At 42.3% G+C, this 18,316-nt stretch carries 16 protein-coding genes; 9 read left to right on the plus strand and 7 right to left on the minus strand.

Features of this window, described 5'->3' with window-relative positions; translation table 11 throughout:
* Window positions 1–31: 31 nt before the first annotated feature.
* Window positions 32–1,705: an energy-dependent translational throttle protein EttA gene (gene ettA / locus HYD28_06585; protein ID QLE08659.1), complete on the minus strand. Its 1,674-nt coding sequence runs from the start codon at window positions 1,703–1,705 to the stop codon at window positions 32–34.
* 199 nt (window positions 1,706–1,904) lie between these two features.
* Between ettA and metA the strand changes: the two genes are divergently transcribed.
* From metA to HYD28_06605, 4 genes are all read left to right on the plus strand, one after another.
* Window positions 1,905–2,852 carry a homoserine O-succinyltransferase gene (gene metA, locus HYD28_06590; GenBank protein QLE08660.1) on the plus strand — a complete coding sequence of 316 codons (948 nt, stop codon included), beginning with the start codon at window positions 1,905–1,907 and terminating at the stop codon, window positions 2,850–2,852.
* Complete coding sequence (locus HYD28_06595) at window positions 2,842–3,909, plus strand: homocysteine S-methyltransferase family protein (protein ID QLE08661.1); 1,068 nt, start codon at window positions 2,842–2,844, stop codon at window positions 3,907–3,909. Before metA ends, HYD28_06595 begins: the two co-directional genes overlap by 11 nt.
* A 9-nt stretch (window positions 3,910–3,918) precedes the next feature.
* Complete coding sequence (gene metH / locus HYD28_06600; GenBank protein ID QLE08662.1) at window positions 3,919–6,549, plus strand: methionine synthase; 2,631 nt, start codon at window positions 3,919–3,921, stop codon at window positions 6,547–6,549.
* 209 nt (window positions 6,550–6,758) lie between these two features.
* Window positions 6,759–7,799: a diguanylate cyclase gene (locus tag HYD28_06605; GenBank protein ID QLE08663.1), complete on the plus strand. Its 1,041-nt coding sequence runs from the start codon at window positions 6,759–6,761 to the stop codon at window positions 7,797–7,799.
* A 40-nt stretch (window positions 7,800–7,839) separates the two neighbouring features.
* On the opposite strand, the gene HYD28_06610 is transcribed toward HYD28_06605, so the two are convergent.
* Window positions 7,840–8,037 (minus strand): CsbD family protein, encoded by a 198-nt coding sequence (locus HYD28_06610; GenBank protein ID QLE10502.1) that lies wholly within the window; start codon window positions 8,035–8,037, stop codon window positions 7,840–7,842.
* 197 nt (window positions 8,038–8,234) lie between these two features.
* On the minus strand, window positions 8,235–8,897 hold the full coding sequence (locus HYD28_06615) for a transporter substrate-binding domain-containing protein (GenBank protein ID QLE10503.1): 663 nt from the start codon (window positions 8,895–8,897) through the stop codon (window positions 8,235–8,237).
* Window positions 8,898–9,171: 274 nt separating this feature from the next.
* Here HYD28_06615 and hrpB point away from each other — a divergent pair, with 274 nt between their 5' ends.
* Entirely contained in the window at window positions 9,172–11,592 is a 2,421-nt protein-coding gene (gene hrpB, locus HYD28_06620) for an ATP-dependent helicase HrpB (GenBank protein QLE08664.1), read from the plus strand.
* A gap of 150 nt (window positions 11,593–11,742) precedes the next feature.
* The gene (locus HYD28_06625) at window positions 11,743–12,180 is read left to right on the plus strand and encodes an acyltransferase (GenBank protein QLE08665.1); all 438 of its coding nucleotides are present in this window, start codon (window positions 11,743–11,745) and stop codon (window positions 12,178–12,180) included.
* 7 nt (window positions 12,181–12,187) lie between these two features.
* Here the strand turns inward: HYD28_06625 and HYD28_06630 are convergent, their stop codons facing one another.
* Both HYD28_06630 and HYD28_06635 read right to left on the minus strand, forming a co-directional pair.
* Window positions 12,188–13,276 carry an alkene reductase gene (locus tag HYD28_06630; protein QLE08666.1) on the minus strand — a complete coding sequence of 363 codons (1,089 nt, stop codon included), beginning with the start codon at window positions 13,274–13,276 and terminating at the stop codon, window positions 12,188–12,190.
* A 98-nt stretch (window positions 13,277–13,374) separates the two neighbouring features.
* Entirely contained in the window at window positions 13,375–14,262 is an 888-nt protein-coding gene (locus HYD28_06635) for a LysR family transcriptional regulator (GenBank protein ID QLE08667.1), read from the minus strand.
* 110 nt (window positions 14,263–14,372) lie between these two features.
* Here HYD28_06635 and HYD28_06640 point away from each other — a divergent pair, with 110 nt between their 5' ends.
* The 3 genes from HYD28_06640 to HYD28_06650 all read left to right on the plus strand — a co-directional run bounded on the left by HYD28_06640 (window position 14,373) and on the right by HYD28_06650 (window position 17,044).
* Window positions 14,373–15,554, plus strand: a complete 1,182-nt coding sequence (locus HYD28_06640; GenBank protein QLE08668.1) for an MFS transporter — start codon at window positions 14,373–14,375, stop codon at window positions 15,552–15,554.
* A gap of 89 nt (window positions 15,555–15,643) precedes the next feature.
* Window positions 15,644–16,111 carry a nuclear transport factor 2 family protein gene (locus HYD28_06645; protein QLE08669.1) on the plus strand — a complete coding sequence of 156 codons (468 nt, stop codon included), beginning with the start codon at window positions 15,644–15,646 and terminating at the stop codon, window positions 16,109–16,111.
* 225 nt (window positions 16,112–16,336) lie between these two features.
* The gene (locus HYD28_06650) at window positions 16,337–17,044 is read left to right on the plus strand and encodes a hypothetical protein (protein ID QLE08670.1); all 708 of its coding nucleotides are present in this window, start codon (window positions 16,337–16,339) and stop codon (window positions 17,042–17,044) included.
* Window positions 17,045–17,119: 75 nt separating this feature from the next.
* Here HYD28_06650 and HYD28_06655 read toward each other — a convergent pair whose 3' ends face one another.
* On the minus strand, window positions 17,120–17,335 hold the full coding sequence (locus HYD28_06655) for a hypothetical protein (protein QLE08671.1): 216 nt from the start codon (window positions 17,333–17,335) through the stop codon (window positions 17,120–17,122).
* 48 nt (window positions 17,336–17,383) lie between these two features.
* Window positions 17,384–18,274, minus strand: a complete 891-nt coding sequence (locus HYD28_06660) for a dienelactone hydrolase family protein (protein QLE08672.1) — start codon at window positions 18,272–18,274, stop codon at window positions 17,384–17,386.
* Between the last annotated feature and the right edge of the window lie 42 nt (window positions 18,275–18,316).

Here is an 18,316-nt window from a genome sequence, read left to right on the forward strand (position 1 = left end):
CCTAAATCGGGGCTTTTTGAGTATCAGCTAATTAGCCAATTTTTTTGTATTTAATACGCTTAGGTTGTGCCGCTTCTGCGCCTAAGGTTTTCTTCAGCCACTCTTCGTATTCTGTGTAGTTACCATCGAAGAAGTTAATTTGGCCTTCGTCACGGTAATCAAGAATATGTGTAGCAATACGGTCAAGGAACCAACGGTCATGCGAGATACACATTACACAGCCTGGGAACTCTAAAATAGCGTTCTCAAGTGCACGTAATGTTTCAACGTCTAGGTCATTGGTAGGCTCATCCAGTAGTAACACGTTACCACCTGCTTTTAATAACTTAGCTAGATGTAAACGGTTGCGCTCACCACCTGATAAGTCTTTAACGAATTTTTGTTGGTCGTTACCTTTGAAGTTAAAGCGGCCAACATAGGCACGGCTTGGGAATTCAAAGTTACCAATTTTTAATACGTCTTGGCCGTTTGAGATTTCTTGGAAAACGGTGTTGCTTTCGTCCATGTCACCACGGAACTGATCAACGGTTGCAAGCTCAACAGTATCACCAACAAGGATCTCACCGCTATCTGGCGTTTCTTCACCACTTAGCATTTTGAACAGGGTTGATTTACCCGCACCATTAGCGCCGATAATACCTACGATAGCGCCTTTTGGCATTGCAAAGTTTAAGTCATCGATTAATACGCGATCGCCAAAGCTTTTCTTCAGACCTTTCACTTCGATAACTTGGTCACCTAAGCGTGGACCCGGTGGAATGAATAGTTCATTCGTTTCGTTACGCTTTTGGTAATCGTTTTGCTGTAGCTCAGAGAACTGTGCCATACGTGCTTTAGACTTAGCTTGACGGCCTTTCGGGTTTGAACGAACCCATTCAAGTTCTTGCGCGATTGATTTTTGACGTGCTTTTTCAGATTTCTGTTCTTGTTGTAAACGTAAATCTTTTTGCTCAAGCCACGATGAGTAGTTACCTTCCCAAGGAATACCTTCACCACGGTCAAGTTCTAAAATCCAACCTGCTACGTTATCTAAGAAGTAACGGTCGTGGGTTACAGCAACCACGGTACCTTCGTAATCGTGTAAGAAGCGCTCTAACCAAGCAACTGACTCAGCATCTAAGTGGTTGGTTGGCTCGTCAAGAATAAGCATATCTGGTTTTTCAAGTAGTAAACGACAGATCGCAACACGGCGACGCTCACCACCCGAAAGGTGTTCAATTTTTGCATCCCAAGGTGGAAGACGTAATGCATCAGCTGCACGCTCTAACACGTTGTCGATATTGTGACCGTCGTGCGCTTGGATGATAGCTTCAAGTTCACCTTGCTCTTTAGCAAGTGCATCGAAGTCAGCACCGTCCATTGCATACTCGTTGTATACTTCATCAAGGCGGTTTAGTGCATTTTTAACTTCGCTTACTGCTTCTTCTACTGTTTCGCGAACTGTTTTGCTTTCGTCAAGCACTGGCTCTTGCGGTAAGTAACCGATTTTAGTGCCAGGTTGAGGGCGAGCTTCACCTTCAAAGTCTTGATCAACACCAGCCATAATGCGAAGTAACGTTGATTTACCTGCACCGTTTAGACCTAGCACACCAATTTTTGCGCCTGGGAAAAAGTGTAAAGAAATATCTTTTAAGATAGTGCGCTTAGGTGGCACAACCTTAGAAACTCGACTCATCGAGAATATAAACTTATCTGGTAACACCATGAAAGGAGCCTTCAATTTATAAGAAAAATTAACAGCGTATATTGTAGAGGCTCTGTCGCGTATACGTCAACGAAACAGGCTTTTATGGGCTTTGCTTTCAAACAAATAAAATTCATTTGGACATCTAAACATCTAGAGGTTGAAATTTCTAACTATCCGTTCATAATTAGCAGTCAGATAAGTATGCTCGGAGCCAGCTATGCCCATTACAGTAAAAGATGAATTGCCAGCCATTGCAAAATTACGTCAAGAGAACGTGTTTGTAATGCCAAAAAGTCGTGCTAAAACGCAAGAGATTCGTCCAATGCGTTTGGCTATCTTAAACTTAATGCCAAACAAAGTTGAAACCGAAGTGCAATTTATTCGATTATTAGCTAACTCACCGTTACAAGTTAATGTTGAGTTGCTGAGGTTGGATACTCATCGCACGAGTAGTAACTCTGAGCAGCATATGGATACTTTCTATCGTTATTTTTCAGAAGTGAAAGATAATAACTACGATGCCATGATCATAACAGGCGCGCCGCTTGCTCATTTAGAGTATGACGAAGTTGCTTACTGGGATGAACTAAAAGTTATTTTAGATTGGGCAGAGCAGCATGTTACGTCTACGTTGTTTTCGTGTTGGGCGGCCCATGCTGGGCTTTATCATCACTATGGTCTGAAACGTGAGCTGAAACCAAATAAACTCAGTGGCGTATTTACCCATAAAAGTTATTTTGATCATGCGGCACTTACCCGAGGCTTTGATGACACCTTTTTAGTGCCACATTCTCGCTATGGTCATATTGATATCGAGAAGATCAATGCCTGCGATGAGCTGGTTGTGTTAGCAGGCTCTGAGCGAGTAGGTGCCTATTTAATTAAAAATAAATCAGGTAGCCAAGTATATATTACGGGCCATCCAGAGTACGATGCCCATACCCTAAAAGGGGAGTATTTGCGTGACCAAGAAAAATCAGCTGATGCGCCTAAGCCAGAAAACTACTTCCCTTACGATAACCCAGATAACGAACCGTCGAAAACGTGGCAAAGCCATGCCTTTTTATTGTTTTCGAATTGGTTAAACTATTATGTGTACCAAACTACACCGTATGATATTAACTTAGTTAGCCAAGATGTAAGGACTAACAACTATGCCGAGTAATGCAGTGAATAAACGCGAACAATTAACCGAGGCGCTAAAACAGCGAATTTTAATCCTCGATGGCGCGATGGGCACCATGATCCAAGAACATAAATTAGAAGAACAGGATTATCGCGGTGAGCGCTTTAAAGACTGGCATGTACTTATTAAAGGCAATAACGACTTATTAAGCCTGACTCAGCCAAAAATCATTGCTGATATTCACCGTGCTTACTTAGAAGCCGGTGCCGATATCATCGAAACCAATACTTTTAATGCCACGACTATTTCGATGGAAGATTACGACATGGCTAGCCTTAGCCGCGAAATCAACCTAGAGTCAGCTAAGCTTGCACGCAGCGTATGTGATGAGTTTGAAGCAAAAGATCCAAGCAAGCCTCGTTATGTTGCAGGCGTACTTGGACCAACATCAAAAACCTGTTCTATTTCGCCAGATGTAAACGATCCAGGTTATCGAAATATCAACTTTGATAAGCTGGTGGCCGCGTATGTTGAGTCAACACTTGCACTTATGGAAGGCGGTGCAGACCTCATTTTGATTGAAACTATCTTTGATACGCTTAATGCAAAAGCTGCTTCGTTCGCTGTGGAAGAAGCATTCGAACAGGCTGGTCGTAGTTTACCTGTGATGATCTCAGGCACCATTACCGATGCCTCAGGCCGTACTTTATCAGGCCAAACAACAGAAGCATTTTATAACTCAATTCGCCATATTAAGCCGCTATCAATCGGCCTTAACTGCGCCCTTGGCCCTGACTTACTGCGCCAGTATGTTGAAGAGTTATCCCGTGTTTGTGAAACCTTTACCTCGGTGCATCCAAATGCAGGTTTACCGAACGAGTTTGGCGAATATGATTTAGAAGCCCCTGAAATGGCAAAAGAAATTATTGATTGGGGCAAGTCTGGCTTTATCAACATTGTAGGTGGTTGTTGCGGCACCACACCGGCTCATATAAAGGCGTTTGCGAAAGGCCTTGAAGGTGTTAAACCTCGCCAATTACCTGAGCTTGAAGTGCGTATGCGCTTATCGGGCCTTGAAGCGTGTAACTTAAACTAGGAAACCGACATGACTGACCAAATTGCTGTATTTACTAACGTCGGTGAGCGTACCAATGTAACAGGCTCGGCTAAGTTTAAACGCTTAATCATGGAAGAAGATTACGAGACTGCCCTCGATGTTGCCCGTGAACAAGTAGAAAATGGTGCGCAAGTGATTGATATCAATATGGATGAAGCCATGTTGGATTCGAAAGCTGCGATGGTAAAGTTTTTAAATTTAATTGCATCAGAGCCTGATATCTCAAAAGTACCTATCATGGTCGACTCATCGAAATGGGACGTTATTGAAGCAGGCTTAAAATGTATTCAAGGTAAAGCCATTGTTAATTCAATTTCACTTAAAGAAGGTGAAGAACCGTTCATACGGCAAGCCAAAATAATAAAACGTTTTGGTGCCGCTGCGGTTGTTATGGCGTTTGATGAAGCCGGTCAAGCTGAAACCGCTGATCGTAAGTTCGAGATTTGTCAGCGTAGCTACAAAATACTTGTTGATGATATTGGCTTCCCGCCAGAAGATATTATTTTTGATCCAAATATTTTTGCTGTAGCAACGGGCATTGAAGAGCACGATAATTACGCTGTTGAATTTATTGAAGGTACGCGTCGAATCAAGCAAGGCTTACCGCATTGTAAAGTGTCGGGCGGTGTATCGAATGTATCGTTTTCGTTCCGTGGTAACAACCCGGTACGCGAAGCTATCCACTCAGTGTTTTTATACCATGCGATTAAAGCGGGTATGGATATGGGTATTGTAAATGCTGGCCAATTAGCGGTTTACGACGATATCCCCGAAGAGCTGCGTAAAGCAGTGGAAGATGTGATCCTCAATACCGACCCCGGTGCAGGTGAGCGACTTGTTGAACTTGCACCAAAATACTCAGGTATGGCCCAAGCAGAAAAAGTTGAAGATTTAGAATGGCGTACATGGCCTGTTGAAAAGCGCCTTGAACACGCGCTAGTAAAAGGCATTACTGAGTATATCGACGAAGATACTGAAGAGTGCCGTAAGAGCAAAGCTAAGCCAATTGAAGTTATCGAAGGCCCGCTTATGGATGGCATGAACGTAGTAGGTGACTTATTCGGTGCGGGTAAAATGTTCTTACCTCAGGTTGTTAAATCTGCCCGTGTGATGAAGCGTGCCGTTGCCTATCTTGACCCTTTCATTGAAGCTGAAAAAGAAGAAGGCGCAACGAACGGTAAAGTGGTTATGGCAACCGTTAAGGGCGACGTGCACGATATTGGTAAGAATATCGTAGGCGTAGTACTGCAATGTAATAACTACGAGGTCATTGATCTTGGTGTGATGGTGCCGGCAGAGAAAATTTTGCAAACTGCTATTGACGAGAAAGCCGATATTATTGGTTTATCAGGGCTTATTACCCCTTCGCTAGATGAAATGGTGCATGTTGCTAAAGAAATGACTCGCCGTGGTTTTGAATTACCGCTACTGATTGGTGGTGCAACAACCTCTAAAGCGCATACCGCGGTTAAAATTGAGCCGCAGTATGATAAAGGTGTGGTTTACGTAAATAATGCTAGCCGTGCTGTGGGTGTGGTCTCTAATTTATTGTCTAAAGAATTAAAGCCAGCTTTTTTAGAGAAAACTAAAACTGAGTATGAAAAAGTACGTGAACAACAAGCACGTAAAAAGCCGCGCTCAAAACCAGTTACTTTACAGCGTGCTCGCGACAACGCAGCTAAACTCGATTGGGACAACTACACGCCACCTGTACCGAAAAAGCTGGGTGTGACTGAGTTTAAAAATGTTTCGATTGCGACGTTAAGACAGTACATCGACTGGACACCTTATTTCATGACGTGGTCAATCGCTGGTAAGTACCCACGTATTCTTGAAGATGAAATTGTTGGTGAACAAGCTAAAAGCTTATTCGCTGATGCCAACGCAATGCTTGATGAGCTTGAGCAGTCAGGTGCGCTACAACCTCTAGGTGTCATTGGGTTATTCCCTGCAAACCGAGTAGGGGATGACATTGAGATTTATACCGATGAGTCACGTACAACGCTTTTAACTACATCGTGTCATTTGCGTCAGCAAACGGAAAAAACCGACTTTGCTAACTACTGCTTAGCTGATTATATTGCGCCAAAAGGCACCCCCGATTACTTCGGGGCCTTTGCGGTAACTGGTGGTCTTGAAGAAGATGACCTTGCCGATGCCTTCGATGCTAAGCAAGATGATTACAATAAGATCATGGTTAAAGCAGTTGCAGACCGTTTAGCAGAAGCCTTTGCTGAGTATTTGCATGAGCAAGTGCGTAAAGAGTATTGGGGCTATGCGGTAGATGAGAATCTATCGAATGACGAACTTATCCGTGAAAACTACCAAGGTATTCGCCCAGCGCCAGGTTACCCTGCCTGTCCTGAGCATACAGAGAAGAAGAAAATTTGGCAGTTACTCGATACCGAGCAGCGTATTGGTATGAAGCTAACCAGTTCATACGCAATGTGGCCGGGAGCTGCTGTATCTGGCTGGTATTTTTCTCATCCTGAAGCTAAGTACTATGCTGTGGCGCAAATTCAAAAGGATCAGGTTGAAGATTATGCCAAGCGGACCAACATGACACTTGCAGAAGCTGAGCGTTGGTTGTCGCCTAATTTAGGCTATGAACCTGAATAGTAGTTAGTTATTAGCTTTAAATTTTAAATGAAACGAGCCAAATCTGGCTCGTTTTTTTACTGCTATATTGCCATTATTTTGTGCCCATTTTTTGATCATACTTTTTTATCTTTAATGCATTTTCATAGCTTAATTATTGGTAATTTCCTTCTAATTTAAATATTTGTGTTAAAGTTATTGAGGTTGAGCAAGGAGTCTAAGGTGGAATTGTGATTGATACTGTGAATGCAAGCGAGAGAGATAAAGCGCGATTCTTACGCGTATTTGCATTTATTGGTGCAGTGACCTCTTTGTTGATGTCGGTCACAAGTTATCAAGATGGCTACATCGCGTTAAGTTATTTATTAATTGTTGGCGTTGTAATTTTTGCTTTGCCTTTTTTAATAAAGGGGCGTGATCAATTTATCTCAGTACTCATGCTATACGCACTTTATGCAATGATGTGCTTCTTAACTGTCTCGGGTGGCAGCAATGGCACAGGGCCGTTATGGCTATTTATTGTATCTCCCGTGACCTTTTTTATTCGTGGCTTAAAGCGCGGTGCCTTTGATCTTATATTACTCGCCATTATTATCTCGGTGCTTTTCTACTTTACCGATCAATTAGGTTATTACAGTTATCCGAGCTACTACTTTCCTACACGGGTCATGCTGTGTTTCTCGATTTTATGTATTTTGGCCGGCTTCTACGAATATTACCGTAATAAATACAGTTTGCAGTTAATGGAGCAACTTAAGCTTAATCAAAAGCTTGCTCGCACAGACGCGATGACAGAACTCGCTAATCGTCGCTATGCAACAGAATGTTTGCAAGATGAGCGCTTTGGTGAAGGGTCAGTGTTTTTACTGATGGATGTAGATAACTTTAAGCAGATAAACGATACCTACGGACATCAAGTGGGCGATGAGGTGCTGATATTTTTTGCTGATGTATTTAAAAAAGTGTGCGAAGAAGGAGATGTTATTTCCCGTTGGGGGGGCGAAGAGTTTTTAATTGTGATCCCGACAGGCTATGAACTTAGGGCCAGAAAAGTAGCTGAAAAAATACATAAAAAACTCGCTGAAAAGCCATTTAAGAGTGGCCAGCATCGTTTTCATGTCACCTTAAGTATTGGCTTGTACGTGCGCGTTGCTGGTGAGAGCATGGATCATTGTTTAAACATTGCCGACAAACGGCTATACCGTGCTAAATCACAAGGTAAAAATCAAACGGTCGCTGAAGTAGATTTAGCAAAGCATGAGCCAGCTTAAAATATAAAGCCGCAATAAGCGGCTTTATTGATTGCTCAAATTAATGGCCTTTTTCAAAGTCGCTGACTTCACGCTCAGCTTCTTCTTTCGATTTACCGTATTTTTGCTGAAGCTTACCAACCAGCTCTTTACGGCTACCTTCAATTTTATCTAAATCATCATTGGTAAGGTCACCCCATTTACGTTGTGCTTTACCTTTAAGCTCTTTCCAATTGCCTTCTAAACGATCGCTGTTCATCATAATCTCCTTACTTTGTTAAACATTCACTTTAATAAAAGCAATCGCTGTACCATATGTTTTATTTGGTTAACTTGTTGATTAGTAGTTGTTTTATTTTTTATGATAGTAAGAAGGGAGGATAGAAAGTTGCAATTACTACGTAGTTTTTAAAGAAAGTCTGTAAAATTTTCTGTTCCGGTAGTGCTTTATGCTGCTCAGTGACTTTTAGATGTATAGCGATTTATTATACGTATATATTCTTCAGTTGATTTGAGCTTACGTAAGCTCTCGTTAAATAGGTCTCTTAAGGCTTCGTCACGAAATAAAAAGCCGTTCGAATTCTTGCCAAATAATGCAAATCGTTGCACTGGTTCAGAGACATCAATTTCCCCCTTGATGTTAATTAATGCTCGGTAATAGTCAAAAATTTTACCGTCCATCTGGATCACCTCATAGCGCTTTCGATACAAAAGTTGAACTTGTGCTAATTGATCATAAGTTTCTGCGTATTGTGGATTTTCTCTGGCCATTACTTGATATTCTGGCGAGAGTAATTCTTTAGCACCTTGCCATGAAAGAACACTAAAGTGTTTTAATTGGCCAATAGAATTAAGCTGAAGGTTTTGTTTGGTTAGGCTAAAAGCAAAGTTCTCATAGCTGTAAGCAATATCTGAAAAGTAGCCGCTCATTCTATGAGTCTCGATAACTTTTTCATTTATATCATAAACAACATCAACTAAGTTTTCATTGTATAAAGTGATCCGTCTTGCATAGGGGACGTAGACGAATTGTATTTGATAACCATGTGCACCGAGTGTCGCGCGAAGCAAGTCCGGAATAATGCCGGAGTTGTCTTCAACCATTACCCAAGGCGGCATGGTATTTCCAAGTGCTACCGTAATTTTTTGCTGACTAAACGCATTTTGAAACGGCAAAACCAAAAGTAGCAAGGTGATTAAAATGTGAAAGTAAATCCTGAACAAGTTAATTCCTTATCCTGATTTTTGTTTGGTTGCTTAATCAAGAATAAGCCTAAACAGGCAGAATGCAATGTTTTCACTTGTAAAACTCGATACAGAAAATAAGCCTCTATTCATCGCAACTTTTGATTTTTTGATACAATGCGCGAAAAGAAAGTAAGAGATACCTAACGTGCTGCCAGTTCAAGATATTTATCAATCCCTGTTAACCACATTACAGAGTAACCCTATGGCCTTATTGCAAGCGCCACCGGGAGCGGGTAAATCAACATGGCTGCCTCTTACCTTGATGCGCGAAGGGCACTTTAAACGCATTGTAATGTTAGAGCCAAGACGACTCGCCGCTCGCAATATTGCTCAGTACTTGGCAAGTCAGCAAAATGAAAAAGTCGGCGGAAGTGTCGGCTTACGTATTCGTGGCGAATCAAAAGTAAGCGCTGCAACAAAGCTCGAAATAGTCACCGAAGGCATGCTGACGCGTATGTTACAAAATGACCCAGAGCTAAGTGATGTTGATTTACTTATATTTGATGAATTTCACGAGCGCTCAATTGCTGCAGATACAGCTTTGGCATTTGCCCTCGAAACACAGGCGGCACTTCGCGATGATTTAAAAATCTTACTGATGTCGGCAACCTTAGACGGCGATCGTTACAGTGACTTTTTTAGCTGCCCTATTATCTCATCTCAAGGGCGAAGCTACCCCATTGATGAAGTGTATATTCCACGTAAAGACGAAAGCCGCTGGCTTGATGATATACCCGCCGTGATAAAACAGGCGCTTAGTGAGCAAACGGGTAGTGCTTTAGTATTCTTACCAGGACAGCGTGAAATCATACGCGTTCAGCAATCTCTAAACGATTTAGCTGATAGTGTCGAAGTATTTAGCTTGTATGGTGAGCAAAATAAAAACGAGCAACAAGCTGCTATAGCGCCAGCTAAAAATGGCAAACGCAAAGTGGTATTAACCACCAATGTGGCTGAAACCAGTTTGACCATTGAAGGAATACGCATTGTGGTTGATAGCGGCAAACGCCGTGCTGCTAATTTCAATTTAAAAACCGGTGTCACTGAACTTGTTACTCAAAGTATCTCTCGTTCTTCAGCTATACAGCGCGGTGGTCGTGCTGGACGTATTGAGCCGGGGGTTGTGTATCGATTAGGCTCTAAGCAAACCTTTGAGCGCCGTAACAGCCATGATACGCCAGAAATTCTTACCAGTGATATTAGTCAGTTGTTATTAGAGACAAAACAGTGGGGGGCATCACTTGCTGAGCTAAGCTTACTCGACCCACCAAGTAGCCAGCAAATTAAGCAGGCAACGGCACTTTTGAAAATGCTCGAAGCTATTGATGAAAATGAAAAGCTGACCTCGCTTGGCAGCCAAATGCTGAGCTATGGAGCCGATATTCGCCTCTCGCACATGCTTATTAAAGCAAAGCAACTAGAGCAGCGCATGCCTGGTATTTATATATTAGCGGGGTATTTAACAGCGTTGCTTGAAAGCCGAATTAGTATGCCTTCTGATCTTAATTTGGCATTACATAGTCAGCACAGCAAACCGCACCCAGTATTTAAGCAGCAATTAACTTATTGGCTATCACGCTTGCAGCTCAAGCCGGTTGATGAGCTTAAAACAGAGTATTTAGCGGTGCTGGTGGCGCTTGCTTTTCCTGACCGGCTAGCAAAAAAGCGCGGTAATGGTTATTTACTTGCCAATGGTGCGGGCGCAGACTTAAGTGAGGAGTTTTGGCATAACGATGATTATATTGCCATTGCTCACATGGGCGGTCATAAGGGAAACCGTGTTTTCGCTGCTGTTGCCTTTATGCCAAGTGAGCTTGAAGATGAGCTTTCGCATTTATTTACTGAGCAAACTCGCTGCGAATACGATGAGAAAGCAGGGCGCTTTATCCATCAAGATGAGCTCAAGCTTGGTGCTATCACAATAGCGAGTCAGCCAAGTAAACACCCCTTAGATAAGAGCGAGCGCACTAAAGCGTGGTTAAACTTATTTAGTAAGCAGGGTTTTTCGTTATTTAATGAACAGCCCGACAGTGAGCAGTTACTGATTCGAATGAGCTTAGCAAGTAAGCTATTACCCGAATCATTCCCACTTTTTAATCGTGATGAATTAATCGTTGATAACCAATGGCTTGCACCTTATTTTGATGATATTAAAAACCTTGAGCAGTTAAAAAAGTTTAACTACAGCGAAGCGATTAAAAGCTGTTTTGATTGGCAGCAGCAAAGCTTATTAAATGAATTACTGCCCTTACGATTAATCGTGCCAAGTGGTTCAAATGTAAAAGTGACTTATCAGCTTGATGGCCCTGCAAAGCTAAGTGTTCGTATGCAAGAAGTGTATGGCATGACCAGTACGCCTTTACTTGCGCAAGGTAAGTTGCCGTTATTAATGGAGTTATTATCGCCAGCTCGGCGACCGCTGCAGCTAACCCAAGACTTAGCTAACTTTTGGCAAACAAGTTACCGCGACGTGCAAAAAGAAATGAAAGGGCGTTACCCAAAACATTTTTGGCCAGACAACCCTGCCATCAGTCAAGCGACCAACAAAGTGAAAAGTAAAATGTGACTGTAATGAAGTGAGCGCTTAGCTCAGCTTTATTGCCTACCTTAGAGCTGCTCACTTCATAAACCGTTACAATTTCTAGCCTTGTTTTGGTTTCTCTTTTACTGGTTGTTTAGTAGTCTGAATTAGTCATTAGTAAAAAAGAGAAAGTCGGTGTCTGCTGCTATAACCCTTACTCAATACGTTAAAAAACGCACAGGTGTGCCCATTGGCCATAAAGATTCGCTGCGCAATATGCTGACACGTTCGCTGGGGGCTAGCTCATTTTATTTATTTTGGCGATATTGGAATCCGGTGTGGAGCTATTATTTATCTCGTTATGTGATGAAGCCTTGCAATGACATTATGCCGGTTTGGTGTGCCGTTGTTGTGACCTTTGCCGTAAGCGGAGCGCTGCACGATTTAGCCGTGAGTTTAGTGAAGTTAAAGCCAATATTCTTTTTTACTCCTTGGTTTACTGTGATGGGCGCTTTGGTATTGCTAAGCAAGTACAGCCAACTTCAGTTTGGCTCTGCTCCTTGGTGGTTAAGAGCGCTCGCCAACATCTGCTTTATTGTGCTGGGCTATTGGTTGACGAGCTTACTTTTTTAGCGTGTTATTACGTTGCTAAAGGGTAGTCGGTGTAGCCTTTAGCACCGCCTCCAAATAAGGTATCTGGATCATGCTGAGCAAGCTCAATACCTTGTTCAATACGAGCTGGCAGATCTGGGTTGGCAACAAACGGACGACCAAAGCCAATTAAATCAGCCCAACCTGCGGCTAATGCTTGCTCTGCTTTATCGCCAGTGTACTTGCCTGCATAAATCATTAATCCGGCATAGTTTTCACGTAGTGCTTGCTTAAAGCTTTGCTCCATTAGTGGCGCGTCATCCCAATCAGCTTCGGCAATGTGCAAGTAAGCAACGTTTAGGTCATTGAGTACTTTTGCTGCGCCAATATAGGTTTCAAAGGGGTTATCATCAACCGTACCATTGAGTGTTGTGAGTGGTGCAAGGCGCACGCCTACACGCTCAGCGCCAATTTCATCGCAAACCGCTTGTGTCACTTGTTGTAAAAAACGTAAGCGGTTTTCTAAACTGCCGCCGTATTCATCAGTGCGTTGGTTCGACTCTGAATCAATAAATTGATTAATTAAATAACCATTAGCAGCATGTAGTTCAATACCATCAAACCCTGCATCAACTGCATTACGGGCAGCTTGGCGGTATTCGTTTATAACCTGTTTGATGTCGTCATGGCTCATTGCGAGTGGCAGTGATGTGGCAACAAAGTCGGGTTTGTCATCTTCATCAATAAAAACTTTTACGTCCTTGGCTGCAATAGCTGATGGCGCAATGGGTTGCTCGCCACCCGTGTTACTTGGGTGAGACACTCGGCCAACATGCCAAAGCTGAGCGAACATAATGCCACCAGCTTGATGAACTTTGTCGGTTACTTTCTTCCAACCGACAATTTGCTCGGGAGTATAAATACCCGGCGTCCAAGCATAGCCCTTACCTAGTGCTGATATTTGTGTACCTTCGCTAATGATTAAGCCTGCGCTGGCACGTTGGGCATAGTAGTCGGCCATTAACTCATTGGCGATATCACCCGGTTGTGATGAGCGAGAGCGTGTCATTGGTGGCATAACAATGCGGTTTTTTAATGTATGACCGGCAAGTTGTACGGTTTCGAATAATTTGTTCATTACGGCTCCTTAAAAGCGAATATGCTTTCAGCATAACGAAAGTTATTTATGAAATTAATGCCAGTAATCACAAAACACTTTTGCTAAAAATGAAAAAACTATAGCGTTAACCTTGGTGCTATAAAGTCTAAAAATGCTAATACTCGTGATGACACACCGCTGTTTTGATAATACACCGCATGCACTTTTTCGCGGCGATTAGGGCTCAGCACTTCGCCTTCGAGCACTTTTACTAAACGGCCTGCTTTTAAATCTTCATTGATCATAAATTCCGACAACAAGGTAATGCCGTGACCTTGAATACAAAGCTGGCGAACAGTTTCACCACTTGAAGCACTGATTGAAAATTTAAGCTCTAAAGGCGTGGTTAGCGGCCAGTGGTTTAAATGCGGTGCATCGGTAAAACCAATAAGTTGTTGTGAGGCTAAATCGGTTAGCTCATTTAATGGTGGTGCAGCTTGTAAATAATCAGGGCTTGCTACTAGCTGTAGTTTGCTTATGCCCAAAGTGCGCGCATGCAAGTTTGAGTCAGCAAGTTCGCCAATACGAATGGCAATATCGGTTTTATGTTCAAGCAAATCGATAATGTTGTCGTGGCTGGTGATCTCGAGCTTTATATCAGGATAAGCGTGATTAAAGGCTTTTAAATGTGGCGCTAATTGGTGAAACACAAAGGGGCTCGCGGCATCGACTCTTAACTTTCCTGATGGGGCACTGTGTAGGAGTTTTAAGGCTTCTTCGCCTTGTGCAAGCTGACTCAGTGCTTCTCTAGCATAGCCTAAAAATAACTCGCCTTCTTCGGTCAGCTCAATGCGCCTTGTGGTGCGATTGAATAAAGTAACGTTTAAGGATTTTTCGAGCCGAGTCACCGCCCGTGATATTTTTGCTACTTGCTCATCTAAGGCATTGGCTGCACTTGAGAACCCGCCGGTATCAACCACGCTAATAAATGCTTCTAAATCTTGGGTATTGGAGACCACACTCATGGCTTTACCTTTTCATTTTTGACAAAAGTATTTTGTCACTACCGCTATTTTTTGCAAATTTAATTTTAGCCACAATAGTCGCACTTTCAAAAATTAATAGAGGATATGTGATGCCAATAGCATTACTTGCGTTAACTCTCAGTGCGTTTGCCATAGGCACCACTGAGTTTGTGATTGTCGGCTTAGTACCAACTATCGCTGATGATTTGATGGTTTCGTTACCGAGTGCTGGGTTACTTGTTAGCTTGTATGCATTAGGGGTTGCGGTGGGGGCGCCAGTACTAACTGCGCTTACCGGGCGCTGGAATCGAAAACATGTATTACTTAGTTTAATGAGTCTTTTTGTTATCGGTAACTTACTGGCTTGGCAAGCACCTAGTTATGGTAGTTTGATCACCGCAAGGGTTCTAACAGGCCTTGCTCATGGGGTATTTTTCTCGATTGGTTCAACCATCGCTACCGGGCTTGTCAGTAAAGATAAAGAAGCCAGTGCTATCGCGATTATGTTTACTGGTTTAACGGTTGCATTAGTAACTGGTGTGCCATTAGGGACTTGGATTGGTCAACATTTTGGCTGGCGAGCGACCTTTTTAGTGGTGTCTTTGTTGGGTTTAATAGCACTTATTGGCAGTGCATTTTTAATTCCAAGCAACTTAAAGCAAAGTAAAGCAGCCACGTTGGGTGAGCAATTAAAGGTAATGGTGCAACCTAGGCTTTTACTGGTGTATTTGATGACCATACTTGGTTATGGTGGGACATTTACTGCCTTCACTTATTTAGCGCCTATTTTAGAGCAGCAAACTGGTTTTGCATCTGCCACCATTAGCTTAATCATGCTGGTTTACGGGGTATCGGTTGCTGTTGGGAATATATACGGTGGTAAGTTAGCCGATAAAAAGGGCCCGATTAGTGCGCTTACTATTATCTTTAGTGCTTTAAGTATTGTGCTATTAGTACTGACCTTTACTATGCAATCTAAAGTAGCAGCGGTACTAACCATACTCGTATGGGGTGCATTTGCATTTGGTAATGTTCCTGGGCTGCAAGTTTATGTGGTTAAACTTGCTGAAAAATTCACACCCAATGCCGTTGATGTGGCCTCTGGGTTAAACATTGCAGCGTTTAATATCGGTATTGCGCTAGGTTCAGTGTTAGGAGGCGTTGTCGTTGAAAACTACTCATTACAAGACACTGCTTGGATTGGTGCTATTATTAGTTTAGCGGCGTTAATTGCAACAAGATACAGCGGTTATTTAGATAAACGAGCGCTTATAAAGCCACAAACAGCTTAAAAATAAACTATTGATAGTTAGGGGTTTTGTCGTTATTTTAGGTTCGTAATTTGATTCTTAGTCAATAACTAAAACCACAAGGAATAACGATGAAGCACCTTTATTTTCTGGCTATTTGTTTGCTAAGCGCATTTAGCAGCCATGCAAAGCAAGCTAACCCAGAGCTGACAGCATTAGCACAGCAGTACTTCAATACCATGGTTGCAACACAAGCACCTAATGCCACCAAAAAAGAGTTAGAAGCCTTTTTAGCTTTATTAACTGACGACGTAGCAAACCAACACTTACCTTATCAAACTGATGATTCAAGAGAACCAGATGGTAAAGCCATGATGCGCAAAGGCATGACTTTTTACCTTGGGGCGCACACTGAATATCAAGCAAACTTACTCGATACCTTTATTTTTAATGATTCGGCCATTGCTTTACGTTATACCCATCACGCTAAAGGTATACACCCACAAAACCAGCAAGAAATTGAATACACGCAAACCATTATGGATGTGCTCGAAATAGAAGATGGCAAGATAGCGGTTATTCGTAAATACCACGAATGAATCCATCAATTTTGAATTAGGCTACTTTTCTACGATCCTTTTTCATATAAATAACCTAAACTTAATGATGATAAATTTAGTTCGTATCAATGACATTGGCTTAAATTTAGACTGAGTAAAATTTTATTTGTGCGGTGATGTAATTTAAGTGCATCCCAAAAATGATGTTTTATCTGTAATTGAGAATGATGCTAAACATAACTGCATTAAGTTTAGGAAACCAACATGACAACAAGACAAACAGTATTAGCGGCAGCGTTGCCATTGGCATTACTATCGACATCAGCAATGGCTGACTTATCGGCTACGGTTACATTGGCGTCAGATTACACCTTTAACGGTGTGAGCCAAACCATGAATGATCCAGCGATTCAAGGCAGCTTAGATTATGCCTTTGCGGATTCAGGTATGTATGTGGGGACTTGGGCTTCAAATGTAGATTTTGGCGATGGTACTGACATTGAGTGGGATGCGTATTTCGGTAATTATGTTGAGATAAACGACGCCCTTAGTGTTGATTATGGTATTGCTTACTATTCATACCATGGTGAAGATTACTCAAGCGACGGTAACTATTTTGAGACTTATGCAAAGTTTGGCTATACCAATAGCCTAGGTTTCACAGAACTTAACTTTTGGTACGCTTGGGATTACTTTGGTACCGATGCAGGGCATGTGATTTCTATGGTTGCCCATACCTTTGAAATTGCACCAAATCATGCAATTCGTGCCAGCTTTGATATTTCTAATTCTCTCGATGGTAATAAGTTTGCCTGGGATGGCAACGATAAATCATACAATCATTATCGTTTAGCTTATCAAACAAGCTTTGCAGGTTTTGATTTCGAGCTTGCTGGCGAAAACACCAGCCTTGACTGGGATACCGCAGATGAGCGAATTGTAGCGTCTATTTCACGCAGCTTTGATTTATAAGCTCTGCTTTAATAAACGAAACGGCTAACCTTGGTTAGCCGTTTTTTATGCTTAGAGTATCTTAATGGATGAGGATTAAATCTCTTCGCCTTCGTGCTGCATCGCTAAATCATCAAGCTCAGCAAGGGTGTAATCAAAGTCACTCGTATCGACTTCGTAACGTATTTTCACGCCATAACCACCTTGGCAAAGTGTCGCAGTGACTTTAGCCACTGACCAATGTTTAAGCTTGTTTAAAAACCGATTGGCGGTTTGCTGTGAGTCAAAGCGATAACTGACTTGCGATTCCATCTCTTTTCTAGCCTAAAATTTTTTCGAGAGTGTATGAAATTGCTCTGTTTAAATCAATTGCTCATTGAAAAAAGCCAATGTGCGTTGCCATGAAAGCTCCGCCTGCTTTTCATCATAACGCGATGTGGAGTCGTTATGAAAACCATGATTTGCTTGTTCATACATATGCATAGTGTAAGGCACTTGATGGGCTTTTAAGTCGCTCTCGTATTCTGGCCATGTTGCATTAACGCGGTTATCAAACTCAGCTAAATGCACTAGTAGAGGGGCTTTGATGTTTTGTCTGAGCTCTTTGACTGCGGGTGTTCCGTAGTAGGGTACGCCTGCATTAATTAGTTTGCTATCAACTGCTGCTAGGTAGTTGACCATATAACCACCAAAGCAAAAGCCTACCGCACCGAGTTTGTCATTACTATTTGGGTGTCTTTTTATATATTCAGCTGCGGCGATAAAATCTTGTTGGATTTTTTGTTTATCCATAGAGCGCTGCATTGCACGCCCTTCATCATCGTTGCCAGGGTAGCCACCAAGAGGGTGTAATGCATCTGGCGCAAAGGCAATAAAACCGGCTTTGGCAAGGCGACGAGCAACATCTTTAATATAAGGGTTTAAGCCTCTGTTTTCGTGGATCACTAAGACTAATGGGTGCTTACCGGTTAAATTAGCGGGTTCGACTAAATAACCTTTTCCTTCGCCATGACCTTTAAACGAATCAAAGGTTTTATAGCTGGCTTTAATATCAGGGTCATTAAAGGATACTTGCTCAGCTAATGCGTAGTTTGGCAGTAAAGCGCTACTTAGCATTGCCATTGAATAACCAAGGGCTGCTAAGCCACCAAGCTTTTTCATAAAGGTGCGGCGATCCATTAAGCCATGGGCGTATTCATCGTACCAATCGAAAGCTTCTTGGGGAATGTGGTTATGGCGTTGCTCAGTCATACTTATATCCTTTAAAAACGAGTTAGGTTTATAACTTTAGCT

Origin of the sequence: Pseudoalteromonas shioyasakiensis (genome assembly GCA_013391845.1) — a bacterium.
Lineage (GTDB): Bacteria > Pseudomonadota > Gammaproteobacteria > Enterobacterales > Alteromonadaceae > Pseudoalteromonas > Pseudoalteromonas apostichopi.

What these genes read in the sequence shown, in the direction of transcription:
- HYD28_06645 (QLE08669.1), top strand. Translation starts at nt 15,644, where the DNA reads ATGAAGCACCTTTATTTTCTGGCTATTTGTTTGCTAAGCGCATTTAGC.
- HYD28_06635 (QLE08667.1), bottom strand. Translation starts at nt 14,262, where the DNA reads ATGAGTGTGGTCTCCAATACCCAAGATTTAGAAGCATTTATTAGCGTG.
- ettA (QLE08659.1), bottom strand. Translation starts at nt 1,705, where the DNA reads ATGGTGTTACCAGATAAGTTTATATTCTCGATGAGTCGAGTTTCTAAG.
- metA (QLE08660.1), top strand. Translation starts at nt 1,905, where the DNA reads ATGCCCATTACAGTAAAAGATGAATTGCCAGCCATTGCAAAATTACGT.
- HYD28_06660 (QLE08672.1), bottom strand. Translation starts at nt 18,274, where the DNA reads ATGACTGAGCAACGCCATAACCACATTCCCCAAGAAGCTTTCGATTGG.
- HYD28_06615 (QLE10503.1), bottom strand. Translation starts at nt 8,897, where the DNA reads ATGCCGCCTTGGGTAATGGTTGAAGACAACTCCGGCATTATTCCGGAC.
- HYD28_06630 (QLE08666.1), bottom strand. Translation starts at nt 13,276, where the DNA reads ATGAACAAATTATTCGAAACCGTACAACTTGCCGGTCATACATTAAAA.
- HYD28_06595 (QLE08661.1), top strand. Translation starts at nt 2,842, where the DNA reads ATGCCGAGTAATGCAGTGAATAAACGCGAACAATTAACCGAGGCGCTA.
- HYD28_06610 (QLE10502.1), bottom strand. Translation starts at nt 8,037, where the DNA reads ATGAACAGCGATCGTTTAGAAGGCAATTGGAAAGAGCTTAAAGGTAAA.
- HYD28_06650 (QLE08670.1), top strand. Translation starts at nt 16,337, where the DNA reads ATGACAACAAGACAAACAGTATTAGCGGCAGCGTTGCCATTGGCATTA.
- HYD28_06640 (QLE08668.1), top strand. Translation starts at nt 14,373, where the DNA reads ATGCCAATAGCATTACTTGCGTTAACTCTCAGTGCGTTTGCCATAGGC.
- HYD28_06655 (QLE08671.1), bottom strand. Translation starts at nt 17,335, where the DNA reads ATGGAATCGCAAGTCAGTTATCGCTTTGACTCACAGCAAACCGCCAAT.
- metH (QLE08662.1), top strand. Translation starts at nt 3,919, where the DNA reads ATGACTGACCAAATTGCTGTATTTACTAACGTCGGTGAGCGTACCAAT.